General features: G+C 68.6%; 14 protein-coding genes. 4 read left to right on the top strand and 10 right to left on the bottom strand.

Annotated features, from left to right (window positions below):
* Positions 1-31: 31 nt before the first annotated feature.
* The 5 genes from OO69_RS12265 to OO69_RS12245 all read right to left on the bottom strand — a co-directional run bounded on the left by OO69_RS12265 (position 32) and on the right by OO69_RS12245 (position 5108).
* Positions 32-967: a carbohydrate ABC transporter permease gene (locus OO69_RS12265; RefSeq protein ID WP_033280531.1), complete on the bottom strand. Its 936-nt coding sequence runs from the start codon at positions 965-967 to the stop codon at positions 32-34.
* Positions 964-1860, bottom strand: coding sequence for a carbohydrate ABC transporter permease (locus tag OO69_RS12260; protein WP_033280530.1), 897 nt, complete (start codon positions 1858-1860; stop codon positions 964-966). The genes OO69_RS12265 and OO69_RS12260 overlap by 4 nt, the downstream gene beginning before the upstream one ends.
* A gap of 2 nt (positions 1861-1862) precedes the next feature.
* Entirely contained in the window at positions 1863-3239 is a 1377-nt protein-coding gene (locus OO69_RS12255; protein ID WP_033280529.1) for an ABC transporter substrate-binding protein, read from the bottom strand.
* A 179-nt stretch (positions 3240-3418) separates the two neighbouring features.
* The gene (locus OO69_RS12250) at positions 3419-4456 is read right to left on the bottom strand and encodes a LacI family DNA-binding transcriptional regulator (RefSeq protein ID WP_078652388.1); all 1038 of its coding nucleotides are present in this window, start codon (positions 4454-4456) and stop codon (positions 3419-3421) included.
* A 229-nt stretch (positions 4457-4685) separates the two neighbouring features.
* A complete protein-coding gene (locus OO69_RS12245; RefSeq protein ID WP_033280527.1) occupies positions 4686-5108 on the bottom strand; it encodes an organic hydroperoxide resistance protein in 423 nt (140 codons plus the stop codon).
* A gap of 366 nt (positions 5109-5474) precedes the next feature.
* On the opposite strand from OO69_RS12245, the gene OO69_RS12240 reads away from it, so the two are divergent.
* Together OO69_RS12240 and OO69_RS12235 are read left to right on the top strand one after the other, a co-directional pair.
* Entirely contained in the window at positions 5475-6329 is an 855-nt protein-coding gene (locus OO69_RS12240; RefSeq protein ID WP_051800944.1) for a chitosanase, read from the top strand.
* Between the two features lie 255 nt (positions 6330-6584).
* Positions 6585-7508, top strand: coding sequence for an SDR family oxidoreductase (locus OO69_RS12235; RefSeq protein ID WP_033280526.1), 924 nt, complete (start codon positions 6585-6587; stop codon positions 7506-7508).
* On the opposite strand, the gene OO69_RS12230 is transcribed toward OO69_RS12235, so the two are convergent.
* From OO69_RS12230 to OO69_RS12220, 3 genes are all read right to left on the bottom strand, one after another.
* Positions 7492-8187, bottom strand: a complete 696-nt coding sequence (locus OO69_RS12230) for an RNA polymerase sigma factor (RefSeq protein ID WP_234444413.1) — start codon at positions 8185-8187, stop codon at positions 7492-7494. The two genes, OO69_RS12235 and OO69_RS12230, sit on opposite strands and share 17 nt — an antisense overlap.
* A gap of 128 nt (positions 8188-8315) precedes the next feature.
* A complete protein-coding gene (locus OO69_RS12225) occupies positions 8316-9683 on the bottom strand; it encodes a carotenoid oxygenase family protein (protein ID WP_033280524.1) in 1368 nt (455 codons plus the stop codon).
* Positions 9684-9706: 23 nt separating this feature from the next.
* Positions 9707-10273 carry a hypothetical protein gene (locus OO69_RS12220; RefSeq protein WP_033280606.1) on the bottom strand — a complete coding sequence of 189 codons (567 nt, stop codon included), beginning with the start codon at positions 10271-10273 and terminating at the stop codon, positions 9707-9709.
* A gap of 264 nt (positions 10274-10537) precedes the next feature.
* Here OO69_RS12220 and OO69_RS12215 point away from each other — a divergent pair, with 264 nt between their 5' ends.
* Complete coding sequence (locus tag OO69_RS12215; RefSeq protein WP_033280523.1) at positions 10538-11149, top strand: PadR family transcriptional regulator; 612 nt, start codon at positions 10538-10540, stop codon at positions 11147-11149.
* A gap of 60 nt (positions 11150-11209) precedes the next feature.
* On the opposite strand, the gene OO69_RS12210 is transcribed toward OO69_RS12215, so the two are convergent.
* Complete coding sequence (locus tag OO69_RS12210) at positions 11210-11860, bottom strand: TetR/AcrR family transcriptional regulator (protein ID WP_051800943.1); 651 nt, start codon at positions 11858-11860, stop codon at positions 11210-11212.
* 69 nt (positions 11861-11929) lie between these two features.
* Between OO69_RS12210 and OO69_RS12205 the strand changes: the two genes are divergently transcribed.
* Positions 11930-13420, top strand: coding sequence for an MDR family MFS transporter (locus OO69_RS12205; RefSeq protein ID WP_063744430.1), 1491 nt, complete (start codon positions 11930-11932; stop codon positions 13418-13420).
* Positions 13421-13449: 29 nt separating this feature from the next.
* Here OO69_RS12205 and OO69_RS12200 read toward each other — a convergent pair whose 3' ends face one another.
* On the bottom strand, positions 13450-14610 hold the full coding sequence (locus tag OO69_RS12200; protein ID WP_158713375.1) for a hypothetical protein: 1161 nt from the start codon (positions 14608-14610) through the stop codon (positions 13450-13452).
* Positions 14611-14756 lie beyond the last annotated feature (146 nt).

Genomic DNA, 14756 nt, shown 5'->3' with positions numbered 1-14756 from the left:
AGGGGGTGTTGGGGGGATGGCGCTGTGGGGGTTACTGCTTGACGCCGCCGGTCGCCAGGCCGCTCTGCCAGTACCGCTGGAGCAGCAGGAAGGCCAGGACGAGCGGGATGATCGAGATCAGGGAGCCGGTCACGACGAGGGCGAGCATGTCGCTGCTGGCTCCGGCGCCGCCGTTCTGCGCCTGGGCGGCCCAGGAGGAGAGCCCGACCGTGATGGGGTACAGGTTCGGGTCGTTGAGCATGATCAGCGGCAGGAAGTAGTTGTTCCAGGTGGCGACGAGCGTGAAGAGGATGACCGTCACCAGGCCGGGGGCGAGCAGCCGTAGCCCGATGGTGCAGAAGATCCGGAACTCTCCGGCGCCGTCCATGCGGGCGGCCTCGATGAGGCTGTCGGGGACGGCGTCCTCGGCGTAGATCCGCATGAGGTAGAGGCCGAACGGGCTGATGAGGGAGGGCAGAATGACGGCCCAAGGGGTGTTCACCAGGCCCGCCTTGGCGAAGAGCAGGTAGGTCGGGATCGCCAGCGCAGTGGTCGGGATCATGATGGCGCCGAGAACCAGGTTGAACGCGGCGCCGTGACCGCGGAAGCGGTACTTGGCGAAGCCGTAGCCGGCCGCCGCCGCGAGCAGCGCAGCACCGAGCGCGCTCGCCCCGGCGTAGAGGACGGTGTTGAGCAGCCAGCGGCCGAACACTCCGTCGTCCTGGGTGAAGGTGGCCTTGACGTTCGACAGCAACTGCGGGGCGTGCGAGAACCACAGGCCGAAGCTGTTGAACAGGTCCTGGGTGCTCTTGGTCGAGGCGATCAGCAGCCAGAACAGGGGCAGCAGGAAGTACGCCAGGACGGCCAGCATCGCGATGGTGAGCGGGGTGCTGCGACGCCGGGTCGACGACCGGTGCGGCACGCGGGGCTCGGTGTCAACTCGCTTCGCCGCCGGGGTGGTTGAGGCGGTGGGCGTCACGGTGGTCATGCGGTCCTCCTGCGGTTCGCGGTGAGCAGGAAGGCGTACGACACGATCACGATGACCAGTCCGAGGATGAAGGACACCGTGGCCGCGTAGTTGGTCTGCTGGCTGATGAACGCGACGGAGTAGGCGTAGAGGTTGGCGGTGTAGGAACTGTCGATGACGTCCGGGGCGACGCTCATGAGCAGCTTCGGTTCGTTGAAGAGCTGGAAGCTGCCGATAACCGAGAACAGGACGGTGAGGGTCAACGCCGGGCGCAGCGCCGGGAGTTTGATGGAGCAGGCGATCCGCCAGGCGCCGGCGCCGTCCATGGCCGCCGCCTCGTACAGCTCGGCGGGGATGGTGCGCAGCGCGGCGTACAGGATGATCATGTTGTAGCCGACGAACTCCCAGGTGACGATGTTCGCGAGGCTGCCGAGCATCCAGCCGTCGGTGAGGAAGTGCGGGGCCGGCAGGTGGAGGTCGTGGCTGATCTGGGCGAAGGGGCCGAAGTCGGGGCCGTAGAGGTAGCCCCACATCAGGGTGGCGATCACGCTGGGGACGGCGTACGGGACGAAGATGCCGAGGCGGATCACCCGGGCGAGCCGTAGCAGGCCGCTGTCCAGCGCGAGGGCGAAGCACAGGGCGAGCAGCAGCATCACCGGGACCTGGATGACGAAGAACAGGGCAACTCGGCCTATGCCCTTGAGGAGTTGGGGGTCCTTGAGGGCCGTGACGTAGTTGTCGAGGCCGACGAACGTCGAGCCTCCGATGAGCTTCTCCTGGAAGAGGCTCAGGTAGGCGGCGTAGCCGAGCGGGGCGAGGAAGAGCAGCAGGAACAGCACCATGAACGGGGCGATGAACAGGGCGCCTGTTGTGCCGTGCCGCCTGCGGGCCACGGCCGTAGTGGTGGTGGCCATCGTCAGCCTCCCTTGACCGTGAAGCCCTGGCTCTTGGCGAAGGTCGTGATGCGCGACTGCCAGGAGCCGAGTGCGCGGACGGTGTCGGTCTTGTCGGCGAGGGACTTGCCGACGGTCTCGGTCCAGTCCGTGGCCACCCGGTCGAGGAACGGCGGCCACTGGAAGGCGGGGTCGACCTGGGCGCTGATGTCCGCGAAGACCTGGTTGACCTTCTGGCCGCCGTAGAAGGCGGGCGCGTCGGCGAGGAAACTCGCCTCGGTCAGAAGGGGTTTGGTGGCCGGGAAGAAGAACTGCTCGGTGGCGAACATCTTGGCGCTGGTGGGGTCGCTGTTGAGGAACTGGGCGAACACCGCTGCCTGGATGGGGTTCTTGGTGGAGCGGATGACCGCGGTGGTGGAGCCACCCCAGTTGCCCGAGCTGGGCTTGGCGGCGTCCCACTGCGGGAGCGGGGCCGCACGCCACTTCCCGGAGGTGGCCTTCGCCGAACCGGAGAGGAAGGCAGGACCCCAGGCACCCGTCAACCAGGTCGCGTACTTGCCCTTGTTGAGGGCCGCGTACCAGGCGTCGGTGAAGTCCGGCTCCACGCCGATCACACCGTCCTTGGCAAGGGTGCCCCAGTACTCGCCGAGCTTCTTCGAGACCGCGTCGTCGACGCTGACGGTGATGTCGCTCTTGCCGGAGGTGACGTACGGCTTCCCGCCCGCCTGCCACAACAGGCCGTGCCAGGCGGCGACTTGGTTGGCCGCGAGGTTGGTGAGATAGACGTCCGGGTCGGCCTTGTGCAGCTTGCGGGCCGCTGCCGCGAACTCGTCCCAGGTGGTGGGCACTTGGATGCCGTGCTGGTCGAAGATGTCCTTGCGGTACAGCATCCCCATCGGCCCGGTGTCCTGCGGGATCGCCCAGATCTCGCCGCCGCTGCCACTGACCTGGCCCCAAGTCCAGTCCACGAACGTCGACTTGAGCGCGGATGCGCCGTAGGGACGGAGGTCGAGCAGACTGTCGGTGATGGTGAACGTCGGGATCGCCTGGAACTCGATCTGCACCATGTCCGGCGCACCGCTGTTCGCCTTCAGCGCGGTCCGCAGCTTGGTGTACTGAGGCGTCCCCTGACCGGCGTTGACGACCTTGACCTTGACGGCCGGGTACTTCTTCTCGAAGAGCGCGACCTCCTTGTCGATGTTCGGAACCCAGGTCCAGAACGTCAGTTGGGTCGGCGTCTTCATCGCCTTGTCGATGTCGGCCTGACCGACCGGCTTACTGGACGAGCCGCTCGTACCGCCACTGCCCCCACCACAGGCGGCCAACGACAGCGCACCAGCGGCGACGAGAAAGCCCCGACGACTAAGAGACGAGGGCGAGTTGAAGAAAGCTCCGGACATGATGAACTCCCGAGAGAGGGTATGGGTGACCGGCACACCGACCGACGGCGTGCTGAAACTTGCGTGAGGTGAGCGCCCCTTCAGGGGCGCGGGGCTGTATCTATATGCGGCTCCGCCGCGTGGGCGCGACCAGCCCCCACCGGCCCGCAGTCGAAAGAACCGCAGACCCCGCAAGGCAACTAGCGAGGCGCCGCCGAAGACGCCCGAACAACAAGCTCAACCGGCGGGTCGATCATCGGCAACGGATCCGACCCAGGGTTCTCAATCGCATGCACCAGCAACTTCAGGCCACCCTGCGCCATCGCATCGAACGGCTGCCGCACCGTCGTCAACGGCGGAGTCACATACGCGGCAACCGGCGTGTCGTCGAACCCGACCACACTGACATCCTCCGGAACCCGCCGCCCCGCCTCCGAAAGCGCCCGAATCAACCCGATCGCCATGTCGTCATTGGCGGCGAACACCGCGGTAACGGTGGAATCGACGCCAAGTTCAAGCCCGGCCGCATAGCCGGACGCAGCAGACCAGTCCCCCTCGACAACCGGAGGCTCCACCCGCCCGTGCGCGGCGAGCGCGGCACGCCACCCGTCGAGACGGTCCCGCGCCGAGTACCAGCGCTGGGGCCCGGCCAGGTGATGGACCGTGGTGTGGCCCAGTTCCAGCAGGTGCTCGGTGGCCGCCCGCGCCATCTGGCCCGAGACGATCCCACCCGTCACGACATGCGGCGCGGCGAACGGCGGCGGCGCCCCGAGGACAAGCACCGGCACATCGACCCGCGCCGACAGCTCCGCCCCGCCCTCCTCGTCGATCGGCTCCGAGATGACGATGCCGTCCACGCCCTGATCCAGGAGCGAGTCCACGGCTCCGGCGATACCCGCCGCCTCACCCTCCATCGTGTTGACGACACGGAGCGCGTAACCGGTGTCCCGTACGGCCCGTTCGACGCCCATGAGCAGCGAGGCGGGACCGTACAGCGCGGTGCCGAGCGTCACGACGCCGATGGACCGGGTACGTCCGGAGGCGAGCGCGCGGGCGGCGTTGTTGGAGCGGTAGCCGAGTTCCCCGGCCGCCGCGAGGACACGACGACGTACGTCCTCGGAGACGTACGGCTCGTCGTTCATGACCCGGGACACCGTCTTCTGCGACACACCCGCGAGGCGTGCCACGTCCACGCTGCGCGGCGCGGCTCCCGCCCCACGTCCTGCCACTGGTGTCATGGTGTCTCCCGATCTCCGGCAGCCGCATCCTAGCCCGACTCCGGTCTATGACTGCGCTGTCATGACTGCGCAGTCATATCTACGCAACGAGACTGGACGCGTCAAGACTTCGCGCAACATCCGCGAAATACGGGAGTTCTGGACAGGGCACGGTGTCCGCCCCGTACGGGCGCGCCGGACAGCCAGAAGGCCCCGCGCTCTCACCGAGCGCGGGGCCTCAAGTCCCGTACTACACCGTGGTGTTGAGAGTGACCTCGATGTTGCCGCGGGTGGCATTGGAGTACGGGCACACCTCGTGCGTGGCCTTCACCAACTGCTCGGCGGTGGACCGTTCCAGGCCGGGCAGATGCGCGGTGAGCGTCACGGCGAGGGTGAAGCCGCCGGCGTCCCGGGTGAGCAGGCCGACCTCCGACCGGACGGTGGAGGCGCCCACCTGGACACCCTGCTCGCCCGCGATGAGGCGCAGTCCGTTGTGGAAGCAGGCGGCGTATCCGGCGGCGAAGAGCTGCTCGGGATTGGTCCGGTCGCCGCCGGGGCCGCCCATCTCCTTCGGGACGGCGAGGAGTTCGTCCAACACGCCGTCGACGGAACGGACTTCGCCGTTGCGGCCGTCGCCGGTCGACAGGGCCTCGGTGGTGTACAGCGTGGGCATGGCGGTTCCCTCTTCGTCGGTGCTACGAGTGGTGAAGTGGTTCCGAGTCTGGAGCCGCCGCCCGCGCACAGCCTGCCCCTGCCAGGGGCACGCTTCCCGACGCTCCGGTGATCGATACTCGACCGACCGCACCGATCGGTGAACCGGCCGTCCAGAGCCCGGAGTTCACACGTCGCCGAGATGACCGACGCGACAAGCACGGGCAAACCATCAAGCATCGCCCTCGCACAGGTACGCGACTCTCGTTCATAGCTACGAACTTGGCTCCAGGTGGGTGCCCTCGGCGCCGAACCTCTGATAGTTAACTTTCCTATCAGTTCGACGGTACGACCAACTCCCCACCCCCCACCACCCTTTGGAGTCCCCGTGGTCCACCCGTTCCACGACCCTGCGATCTCCGAGCCGACAAGCCCCTCGCGTCGGACGCTCCTCGCGCTCATCGGCGTGTCGCTCGCCGCGGCACCTCTGCTCCGCGCCCCGCAGGCCTCGGCAGCCCCCACGGCCGCCAAGGCGATCGGCCTCGACGACCCGGCGAAGAAGGAGATCGCCATGAAGCTGGTGTCGAGCGCGGAGAACTCCTCGCTCGACTGGAAGGCCCAGTACAAGTACATCGAGGACATAGGCGACGGCCGCGGCTACACCGCCGGCATCATCGGCTTCTGCTCCGGCACCGGCGACATGCTCGACCTCGTCCAGCTCTACGCCACCCGCAAGCCCGGCAACGTCCTCGCCAAGTACCTCCCCGCGCTCCGCAACGTCAACGGCACCGACTCGCACTCCGGCCTCGACCCGAACTTCCCCAAGGACTGGCGCACGGCGGCCCAGGACACGGTGTTCCAGCAGGCGCAGAACGACGAACGCGACCGCGTGTACTTCAACCCCGCCGTCAGCCAGGGCAAGACAGACGGGCTGCGGGTGCTGGGCCAGTTCACGTACTACGACGCCATCGTCATGCACGGCGACGGCGACGACCCCACCAGCTTCCGCAACATCCGCGCCCGCGCCCTGCGTTCGGCCAAGCCGCCGGCCCAGGGCGGCAACGAGACGACGTACCTCAACGCGTTCCTCGACGCCCGCGTGTGGGCCATGAAGCAGGAGGAGGCCCACAGCGACACCACCCGCGTCGACACGGAACAGCGCGTCTTCCTCCGCAACGGCAACTTCGACCTCAACACACCGCTGAACTGGAAGGTCTACGGGGACAGCTACACCATCAACTGACCTGACCTGCCGCCTGGTTGGGAGGCGACTCGGCGGACAGTGCGGCGCCAGGATCTGGGGGTACGGATCCTGGCGCCGCTGCCGTTTCCCCGCCGAAGCGCCCACCTCGGCCCACCCACCTGAGGTCATGCCTGCCGCGTATCGCCTTATGCGACACAGGACTTGGACACCCGACCGGGCCCTTCCTAGCGTGGTCCGTGAGCCCGTCGCCCATGGCCGCCGGGTCGACCCGAACCGACCTGGGGGATCTCCACTGTGCGTGTTTTCGTTGCGGGCGCGACCGGTTACATCGGCTCCGCCGTCGTCCGTGAACTCCTCGACGCGGGGCACCAGGTCCTCGGCCTCGCCCGCTCGGACCCGGCCGCCGACACGCTGACGCGATCCGGCGCCGACGTGCACCGCGGCGACATCGGCGACGCCGACAGCCTGCGCGCCGGAGCCGCGGCGGTGGACGGTGTCGTCTACGCCGCGAACCAGCACATCTCCGAAACCACCGACCCCGTCGCCCGCGCGAAGGCCGAACTGAACGCGGTCGAGGCGATCACCACGGAATTGGAGGGCACGGGCAAGCCCTTCGTGGTCACTTCGGGAGTCATCGGCCGCACACCGGGCGACCTGCTCACCGAAGAGACCCCGACCGTCCCCACCCCCGTCACGGCCCTACGGCTCCAGGTCGAGTCGTCCGTCCTCGCCGCGGGCGAGCGCGGAGTGCGGTCGTCCTCGGTACGCCTGGCCCCGACCGTGCACGGGCCGGGGGACGCGCGCGGATTCATCTCAACGCTCATCGGCGTCGCCCGTACGACGGGTGTGTCGGCCTTCGTCGGCGACGGTTCGAACCGGTGGCCGGCGGTGCACCGCCGTGACGCGGCGACCCTGTACCGACTGGCCCTGGAATCCGCCCCGGCCGGTACGCCGCTCCACGCGGTCGCCGAGGAGGGGGTGCCGTTTCGGGACATCGCGGGGGCCATCGGCCGCCAGTTGAAAGTCCCCGCCGTGAGTCTCACTCCCGAGGAAGCGAGCCGACACTTCGTCGGCTTCCTCGCCCCGCTGGTCTCGCTCGACAGCCCGGCGTCGAGCGCCCTGACCCGGCAGCGCACGGGATGGCGGCCGACGCACCCGGCCCTGGTCCCGGACATCGAACTGGGCCACTACTTCGGGGAGTTCAGCGCAGCACACTGATCCGGCCCGGAGCGAGGTCGGCACCCGGTCCAAGTCCCTCGCGTCCTACGGCGGCCAGCAGCTCATGGGCCTCAACTCGGCTGGCCTGGACGCGTTGTTGGGCATCTCCGTGCGGAGCGTCCGCCGTGGCGGCGAGGGCTGCCGCCAGCTTGGTCCGGCCCTGGCTCAGCCTGCTGCGTACCGTGCCGACCGGCACCCCGCACACCTCCGCGATCCGTTCGTACGAGGTGACCCCGGTGGCGAAGTACCGCAGCACCAGCGGCATGCGCAACACCGGGGAGAGTTCTTCCAGAGCCTCCCAGACCCAGTCGCGCAGCGTGTTCCGCTCCAGCCACTGTTCCGGTCCCAAATGCGTTGACTGCAGGGGCAGTTCGCCCACAGGCCGGACCACGGCCGCCTCCCGCACTACCTGCCGACCGGCGTTGCGCACGATCGTCCGCAGCCACGCGCCGACGGCCTCCGGGTCCCGTACGTCCCCGATCCGCAGCAGCGCCGTCAGCGCCGCGTCCTGCATCACGTCGTCGGCATCCGCGCCCGGCCCCAGGATGCTCACCGCCACCGCGCGCATCCCCTGCCGGTGTCGCTCCAACAGCAGCCCCAGCGCGGCGACTTCACCCGCCTGAGCCGCACGCGTCAGCTTCGCGTCCTCCGTGCGTGCCGCCCCCTCGGCGTCCCCCATCATGCGTCCCTTTCGGCACCTGTTTACGACTGTTCAGGGCACCCCGACGAGAGCCGTCCTCCGGACAACCCGGGCGTTCGGGCCCGGAGGACGGCTCAGCGTTCATGACGTCGGCGGGGTGCGGTGGGTCAGGCGTCCACGAGCCAACTGCCGTGGAATCCGGCGGGTACCCGGCGGGGCAGGTGGATGGTGGCCACCGGCTCCTGGGTGAGGTTGTCGGCGTCGAGGACGACCAGGTCGCTGCGGTCGGTCGAGGCGTCGTAGACGTAGGTCATCAGCCAGCCGGGGCCGCCGGGTCGATCGTCGGCGGGGGCGAAGGCCGCCTCGCCCGGGAAGCGTCCGGGAGCGAAGTAGTGGCTGGCGACGCTCGACTTGCGGAGGTCGTACCGGTGGATCGCCGCGCGCGACTCGTCCGGGTCGTACTGCGGGAGTTCCGGTACGGGTGCCGCGGTGGCGTGGCCGAAGTCGGCGGGCAGGCCCGCGAGTCGGTCGTCGATGCGGGGGAACTCCCCCGGGTGGTCGTCCAGTTGCTCCTCGCTGATCGCGCCGGTGGTGAGGTCGATGGTCCACCGCCACAGGTGAGCCGCCGTCGCCACGGTCGCGCCGTCCCGCAGGGACGGGTACCGCATGCCGAGCAGGACGAGGCTCCGACCCTCGTTCTCCTCATAGGAGTTGAGGGTGTGGAAGACGTAGCAGGGGTCGATGTCAAACCAGCGGATGTCGCCGTACGGGTCGTCCCTGCGCAGGACGCCGAGCCTGGCTCCGTAGGTGTCGGACCAGACGTAGGGCATGCCGCCGTTCGGATCCATGGCCCGCTCGATGCTGAACACGGCGGGCAGGTCCATGAAGACGACATGGTTCCTGGTGAGGTGGAAGTCGTGCATCATCGTGTGCGCCGGCACGTCGATCGGCCGGCTGACGGTCAACTCGCCGTCGGCGTCGGCACGGTGATACGTGAGGTACGGCGCCGCGAGCCCGCCGTAGCCGTAGAAGTGCAACTCACCGGTGACCGGGCAGGTCTTGGGGTGGGCGGTCATCGGGGTGCGCAGGCGGCCGTCGAAGTCGTAGGGGCCGACCGTGTCGAGTTCGCGACCCGCCTCGCAGCTCAACTCCTGCGGGAAGGACGTCTCGACGAGGGCGAGGGTGCGCCCCGCGTGTCGTATGACGTGGGTGTTGGCGACGCCCGCGGCGAGGTTCATCCCGCCGTCCGGGCCGTAGACCTGGGCGCCCGTCTCGAGGGTGGGGGTGCGGACCCAGCGGTTGCGGTACGAGATGGCCTTGCCTGCGTCGAGGCGGACGCCGTGCACCATCCCGTCGCCGGTGAACCAGTGGGCCGAGGCGGCCTCGTGCGGGTTGGGGCCGTTGCGCAGGTACCAGCCGGTGAGTTCCGGCGGGATGGCTCCGGTGACCGCGAGTTCGGTGACGGTGATCTCGTCGGGGACCGGGGCGAAGTTGCCGGCCAGGTGCGGAGGCGGTGGGGTCTTGTCCGTACTCATGGGGAAGTCCTTGGGTCGGCTGGTCAGGCTTGCGCTGCTTGCATGGCTTCGAGGCGCGCCTGGACACGCTTGGGGTAGATCGACGTGAAGACAGCGGGGGCGACCAGGCCGACGACGTGCGCGGTGATGCCGACCCAGGCGGGGGCGTCGGTCGCGTTGCTGATGGCCAGGACGACGGCGATGAACGTGAAGCCGGAACCCCAGGCGGCCGTGATGTGGTTGTTGACGGCGAGGAAGCCCGGGGTGTCCCAGTACTCCTCGGGCGCCTGCCGACGGGCGATGCCGAGCGTGAACGGGCTGCGGAGCGCCATGCTGCCCCAGGCCGTTCCGGCGAGCCAGACGAACGAGATGACGTCGCTGTGGTCCTGGATCGACGAGTCGGGCGAACTGAAGGCGATCGCCCCGATGATGACGAAGTAGATGATGGTGCTGATCTCCAGCACCATCGCGTCCATCGCCACTCCCCTGCGCCGGTCCTGGAGAAGCAGCAGGACGCCGACGACGACGCCGGCCACCGCGCCCCAGCGCCAGTCGACGGCGGAGACGAATCCTGCCGCGATCCATGGGTAGAAACCGCGCAAATAGCCCATGATGCCCACGTTGAACTTCCTCGCAACTCGATGTTCCAACTTTGACAGGTGGAAGCTAGACGCTCCGCAATCAACATGTCAAGAATGGAATATTGAACGAAAGTCCGCCGCGCCACCGCCCTCGCGGACCCGCACCGGCCCTACCTGGGCAAACTGTTTCGACCGCGCCCGGCCTCCACGCGACCCCCTTCCCGGACGCACAGAATCCGCATGGGTAGTTTTCGACCTGTCAATATTGGAGTGACAGGCGTTAGGCTGGTCCGCATGAGCCTCCGCAACGCCCTCCTGGGCCTCCTCGTCTTCCGCCCCGGCAGCGGCTACGACCTGCTGAAGATGTTCGACACCTCGCTCGGCTACGTCTGGCCCGCCAAGCAGAGCCAGATCTACGGCGAGCTGACCAAGCTGGACGCGACGGGTCTGATCAAGGTCACGGAGGAGGGCCCCCGGGGACGCAAGCAGTACTCGCTCACGCCCGAGGGGCACGCGGAGACGGTGCGCTGGCTGTCCGAGAACCGGGAGAGCAGGCCGCTGCGCAACCCGATGCTCCTGCAGACCTTCTTCCTGGGACTCCTGCCGCGCGAGGAAGCGGTCCAGCGGCTCCTCGACCACGCGGAGGCCTCGGCCAAGGAGCACGATGCCCTGGTCGCCCTCCGCGACACGGAGGAGTGGGACAAGGACATGCTCACCGTGTGCGGCAGGCTCGTCCTCGAACACGGCATCCGGCAGCGGGTGTTGGAGCAGGAGTGGGCCCACTGGGCGGCGGAGCAGCTGCGCACGGCGCACACCGCGGGTCCCACCACCGAGGAGACGGCGGCGCAAGGCGCGGACACATCGCGCGCCGACGACGCCAACGACCAGGCGCAGTCCTGGCGTTGAGGCGCCGCAGAGCTTTCCCGGTGACTCAGGAACGCCCGCTGATCACGCCCTCACGCACTCCTACCGCACCGCATACGCCCGGATGAATGCGTGAGCCCCGTCGATCATCGTCTGACGGACCCGTTCCGGGTCGGGGTTGGCGGGCACCGGCTGACGGTCGTAGGCCAACAGGACGGTCAGGGCGAAGAAGTGGTCGGCGGCCAGTCGCGGGTCGTCCGTCTCGAGGAGTCCAGCGTCGGCGAAGTGGGCCAGGCGTTCCGCGAAGACCTCCTCGACCGCCCCCGTCGCGATGTCGTCCCGGGTCGTCGGGGTCCGCAGGCGCTCCTGGGCGACGAGGGCGAACCCGGCCGCGTAGTCGGCCGAGCCCACGATCGACGTACCCAGGTCGACCGCCAACTCCGTTAGGGACCGCTCCAGTTGGGGCACCGTCGTGATCCGCGCATCCTCCGGAAGGTGCTCGTCGAGCGCGCGGCCCACGGTGTCCAGCATCGACTGGGACACGTCGGCGAGGATGGCCAGGAAGAGGCGCCGCTTGTCGCCGAAGTAGTCGTACACGGTGCGCTTGGAGACCGCGGCCCGGGCCGCGATGGCGTCCATGCTCACGCGGTCCACTCCCTGATGCACGAACAGTTCGCGCGCGGCGACGAGGATCGCCGTCCGCTTCTCAAGGGACCCCTCGCGCACCGTCTTCTCCGTGCCCACCGCGCTCATCCGCACCTCCGCGGCAAACCCTACACCGACCGGTGTAGCAACTACACTGCACGGTGTAGTGTCCCCGCCATGACTCCGATAGTGACGGCCTCGCAGGCCACGGCACCGGTGCCCGATCGCCGGCTGAACCTCATCAGCCTGGTCCTCGCCCTCGGCGTGTTCACGACCCTTCTGGACACGACGATCGTCAACATCGCCCTCGATCACCTGCAGGCGGTGTTCCACTCCTCGGTCGCCCGGACGCAATGGGTCGCGACGGGCTATCTGCTGGCCTTCGTGTCGGTGATCCCGGTGAGCGGGTGGCTGTCCGAACGGTTCGGCGCGCGCAACGCCTGGCTGTTCGCCGTGGGCGCCTTCCTCGGAAGCTCGCTCCTGTGCGGGCTGGCGGGTTCACTGCCCGCGCTCATCGCCTTCCGGGTGCTCCAGGGAATCGGCGGGGGCATGGTCATGCCGATCACGCTCTCCATCGTCACGCGGGCGGCCGGACCGGAGCGCATCCACAAAGCCACGGCGGCCGTCGCGCTTCCCGGCCTGCTCGGGCCGGTCCTCGGCTCGGTGCTCGGCGGCGCCATCGTCCAGTCGCTGAGCTGGCACTGGCTGTTCCTCGTGAACGTCCCGGTCTGCCTGGCGGGACTCGCCCTCGGCCGGATCCTGCTGCCCGCGACCGCCGGCGAGCGCGGTCACCGGCTCGACGTCCCCGGCCTCCTGCTGCTCACGCCCGCCGTCGTCGCCGTCGCCTACGGCATCAGCGGGATATCCGGCGAGGACGGCTTCGCCGCCGTCGGCGCCTGGCTCCCGCTCGTCATCGGCGCCGCGCTGCTCGCCGCCTTCACGGTCCACTCGCTGCGCGCCCGCCGTCCCGCCCTCATCGACGTGCGCGTGTTCGCGCGGCGCGGCTTCGGCCTGGGCAGCGTCATCACGTTCGCGGGCGGCTTCTCGACGTACGCCCTGTCGTTCCTGCTCCCCCTCTTCTACCAGCAGGTTCGCGGCGAGACGGTCCTGCACACGGGCGTACTGCTCATCACGCAGGGGCTCGGCACGATGTTCTTCGTCGTGGCCGTGCGCCCAGTCGCGGCACGGTTCGACAGCCGGTTCGCCATCGCCGCCGGAGCGGCGCTGACCATGATCGGGACCGTGCCGTTCGCCCTCGCGGACGCACACGGCGGTACGGCGGTGCTGCTGGCCGCGCAGTTCGCCCAGGGGCTCGGTTTCGCCGCCACCACGTTTCCGGTGATGACGCTCGCCCTCGCGGGCCTGAGCCACGCCGAGACTCCCCGGGGCAGCGCGGCGTTCAGCGTCGTCCAACGCGTGGGCGCGCCCTTCGGGGTCGCGGTCGTCGCCATGATCCTGCAGAAACTGCTCGACGGCACGACCACGGCGACGGCCCAACTCGCCGCGTTCTCAGGCACGTTCTGGTGGATCTTCGGCCTGGGCGCGGTGCCGTTGGTCCTCGCGTTCTTCGTTCCGTCGGAGCCGGAGGAGCCGTCGGAATCGTCGGAATCGTTGGGGAAGGACGCCCTGCCCGAGCCCGCAGCAGAGGCCGCGGACCCGGCACAGTAGACGGGCAACTCCCAGCCCGGGCCGTGGCGTCAGAGCCGCTGGAACAGCACCGGAATCAGGGCAGGCACCGCGGGAACCAGCAGGTAGGCGACGATTCCGGTCATGGCCTTGCGGGTCGTGACCGGAAGCACCGGACCGGCCCAGACCTGCGCTATCGCCGCGCCGCACTCCTCACCGGAAAGAGTCTGGTACAGCAGTTTGACGTGGGCCTGCTTGACGGCAAGCGCGGAGTGGTAGCCGATCGAGGACGGGTAGACGATCACCAGCATGTCGACCACCATCACCCCCAGCACGATGAACACCATCCACGACGCCGCCGGCAACCAGACCATGAAGAGGACCAGCAGGCCGATCAAGTGGGCCAGAGCAGAGCCATAGGTCCAGAGCATGAACTGACGCAGGGGGCGCAGTCCTTGGAACCCGTCGCTGTCGAATTTCATGTTCGGGGTGACCCCGAAGCCGATCGCTTCGGACCGGTACAGGTACACGGTGAAGACGACGCCCATGACCAGTTGCTTTGCCAGGAAGTAGAAGGCGTACGTGCCCGCCGCGCACAAGGCCAGGGCCAGTTCGGGGTGGGTCTGCCGGTTGGCCCACCAGCCGGTGTAGACCTCGGAGCGCCAGACCGAGTCGGAGAGCCTGGTCGGGTTCCACGTCTGCATGAGGCCATGCGTGTTGACGAAGACGTACAGCGAGGTCGTACCGATCGCCATGGCCGCCATGATGGCCGCGGAGACAGTCCGGCGGCCCAACGCGCCGAACCACTTGTTGGTCCGGTCGACCAGCCGATTGAGCCGGCCGATCTGTTCGGCGGACAGTCTCTCCGCACCCCCGTTGCGCTCGTTCATCCGCACGAAGTCGGCGATGGCCTGCACCTGTTGGCAGCAGAAGATGGGGGTCACGAAGACAACCGCCAGCACGATCAGGCCCGCCGGGTCCTGGAGCAGGAACAGGGTCACGCCGCTCGGCTCGGCGTTGTCGGAGAACAGATAGCCCAGGGCCCACCGTTCATCCGTGCCGGCCGACGACACCAGCGCGCCGCCCGCCTCGGCCAGTCCCAGCAGTGTGATGGAGGAGACCAGACTGATCAGCAGAATCTTGGTCTTGGCCGTCAGCGGCGAGTACAGCAGGCGGATCAGCAGGCGAGCCGCCCCTCTGCGCGACCGCGGCACCCTGCGCAGCAGGCGCATCGCCCACCGGATGCCGACAGGTGCGGACGGCCGGAAGACAGCCGCGATCCGCTGCGGCTCCAAGGAGTTGAGCTGTTCCATCCCTTACCCCCGCGTAAAGGTGACACCACGTCATAAGCCTTTATACCCAGGGTGATTGGGGTGCC

It is taken from the genome of Streptomyces sp. NRRL F-525 (assembly GCF_000716605.1).
In the GTDB taxonomy this organism is placed as follows: Bacteria; Actinomycetota; Actinomycetes; order Streptomycetales; family Streptomycetaceae; genus Streptomyces.
This window is presented reverse-complemented; position numbering and strand designations above follow the sequence as displayed.